Consider the following 2,946-nt stretch of genomic DNA (forward strand, 5'->3'; position numbering starts at 1 on the left):
CAGGTTAAGTTATTAAGGGCGCATGGCGGATGCCTTGGCACTAGAAGCCGATGAAGGACGGCACTAACACCGATATGCTTCGGGGAGCTGTAAGTGAGCTTTGATCCGGAGATTTCCGAATGGGGGAACCCACTGTTTTTAATAGGACAGTATCTACACGTGAATTCATAGCGTGATGATGGCAGACTCAGGGAACTGAAACATCTAAGTACCTGAAGGAAGAGAAAGAAAATTCGATTCCCTTAGTAGCGGCGAGCGAAACGGGAAGAGCCCAAACCAAGAAGCTTGCTTCTTGGGGTTGTAGGACACTCTATACGGAGTTACAAAGGAATGAGTTAAGCGAAGCGGCATGGAAAGGCCCACCAAAGAAGGTAACAGTCCTGTAGTTGAAAGTTCATTCCCTCCAGAGTGGATCCTGAGTACGGCGGAACACGTGAAATTCCGTCGGAATCTGGGAGGACCATCTCCCAAGGCTAAATACTCTCTAGTGACCGATAGTGAACCAGTACCGTGAGGGAAAGGTGAAAAGCACCCCGGAAGGGGAGTGAAAGAGATCCTGAAACCATGTGCCTACAAGTAGTTAGAGCCCGTTAATGGGTGATAGCGTGCCTTTTGTAGAATGAACCGGCGAGTTACGATCCCATGCAAGGTTAAGCTGATAAGGCGGAGCCGTAGCGAAAGCGAGTCTGAATAGGGCGAATGAGTATGTGGTTGTAGACCCGAAACCAGGTGATCTACCCATGTCCAGGGTGAAGGTAAGGTAACACTTACTGGAGGCCCGAACCCACGTACGTTGAAAAGTGCGGGGATGAGGTGTGGGTAGCGGAGAAATTCCAATCGAACCTGGAAATAGCTGGTTCTCTCCGAAATAGCTTTAGGGCTAGCCTCGCGGCTAAGAATCTTGGAGGTAGAGCACTGTTTGGACTAGGGGTCCATCCCGGATTACCGAATTCAGACAAACTCCGAATGCCAATGATTTATACGCGGGAGTCAGACTGCGAGTGATAAGATCCGTAGTCAAAAGGGAAACAGCCCAGACCACCAGCTAAGGTCCCAAAGTAATCGTTAAGTGGAAAAGGATGTGACGTTGCTTAGACAACCAGGATGTTGGCTCAGAAGCAGCCATCATTTAAAGAGTGCGTAATAGCTCACTGGTCGAGTGACGCTGCGCCGAAAATGTATCGGGGCTAAACGATTCACCGAAGCTGTGGATGGACATCTCAGATGTCCGTGGTAGGAGAGCGTTCTAATCGCTGTGAAGTCAGATCGTAAGGACTGGTGGAGCGTTTAGAAGTGAGAATGCCGGTATGAGTAGCGAAAGATGGGTGAGAATCCCATCCACCGAATGACTAAGGTTTCCTGAGGAAGGCTCGTCCGCTCAGGGTTAGTCGGGACCTAAGCCGAGGCCGATAGGCGTAGGCGATGGATAACAGGTTGATATTCCTGTACCACCTCCTCACCATTTGAGTAATGGGGGGACGCAGTAGGATAGGGTAAGCGCGCTGTTGGTTATGCGCGTCTAAGCAGTAAGGTGTGAGTGTAGGCAAATCCGCACTCTCTAACATTGAGCTGTGATAGCGAAGCTCTTCGAGCGAAGTTCCTGATTTCACACTGCCAAGAAAAGCCTCTAGCGAGGTGAGAGGTGCCCGTACCGCAAACCGACACAGGTAGTCGAGGAGAGAATCCTAAGGTGAGCGAGAGAACTCTCGTTAAGGAACTCGGCAAAATGACCCCGTAACTTAGGGATAAGGGGTGCTCTGGTAGGGTGCAAGCCCGAGAGAGCCGCAGTGAATAGGCCCAAGCGACTGTTTATCAAAAACACAGGTCTCTGCTAAACCGTAAGGTGATGTATAGGGGCTGACGCCTGCCCGGTGCTGGAAGGTTAAGAGGATTGGTTAGCGCAAGCGAAGCTGAGAATTGAAGCCCCAGTAAACGGCGGCCGTAACTATAACGGTCCTAAGGTAGCGAAATTCCTTGTCGGGTAAGTTCCGACCCGCACGAAAGGCGTAACGATTTGGGCACTGTCTCAACGAGAGACTCGGTGAAATTATAGTACCTGTGAAGATGCAGGTTACCCGCGACAGGACGGAAAGACCCCATGGAGCTTTACTGTAGCTTGATATTGAATTTTGATACATTTTGTACAGGATAGGTAGGAGCCTGAGAGACCGGAACGCCAGTTTCGGTGGAGGCGTTGTTGGGATACTACCCTAAATGTATTGAACTTCTAACCCGCACCCCTCATCGGGGTGGGAGACAGTGTCAGGCAGACAGTTTGACTGGGGCGGTCGCCTCCTAAAAGGTAACGGAGGCGCCCAAAGGTTCCCTCAGAATGGTTGGAAATCATTCGCAGAGTGTAAAGGCACAAGGGAGCTTGACTGCGAGACCTACAAGTCGAGCAGGGTCGAAAGACGGGCTTAGTGATCCGGTGGTTCCGCATGGAAGGGCCATCGCTCAACGGATAAAAGCTACCCTGGGGATAACAGGCTTATCTCCCCCAAGAGTCCACATCGACGGGGAGGTTTGGCACCTCGATGTCGGCTCATCGCATCCTGGGGCTGTAGTCGGTCCCAAGGGTTGGGCTGTTCGCCCATTAAAGCGGTACGCGAGCTGGGTTCAGAACGTCGTGAGACAGTTCGGTCCCTATCCGTCGTGGGCGTAGGAAATTTGAGAGGAGCTGTCCTTAGTACGAGAGGACCGGGATGGACACACCGCTGGTGTACCAGTTGTCTTGCCAAAGGCATCGCTGGGTAGCTATGTGTGGACGGGATAAGTGCTGAAAGCATCTAAGCATGAAGCCCCCCTCAAGATGAGATTTCCCATTACGCAAGTAAGTAAGACCCCTGAAAGACGATCAGGTAGATAGGTTCGAGATGGAAGTGCAGCGATGTACGGAGTTGACGAATACTAATAGGTCGAGGACTTAACCAAATATACTTTCATGTC

General features: G+C 51.2%; 1 rRNA gene. It reads left to right on the forward strand.

Annotation, left to right across the window (positions count from 1 at the left end):
• The first annotated feature begins 2 nt into the window (after positions 1–2).
• Positions 3–2,931, forward strand: a 23S ribosomal RNA gene (locus tag KTHG_RS20910).
• Positions 2,932–2,946: the final 15 nt, after the last annotated feature.

Source organism: Kurthia sp. Dielmo, from assembly GCF_000307285.2.
Classification (GTDB): Bacteria; Bacillota; Bacilli; order Bacillales_A; family Planococcaceae; genus Kurthia; species Kurthia populi.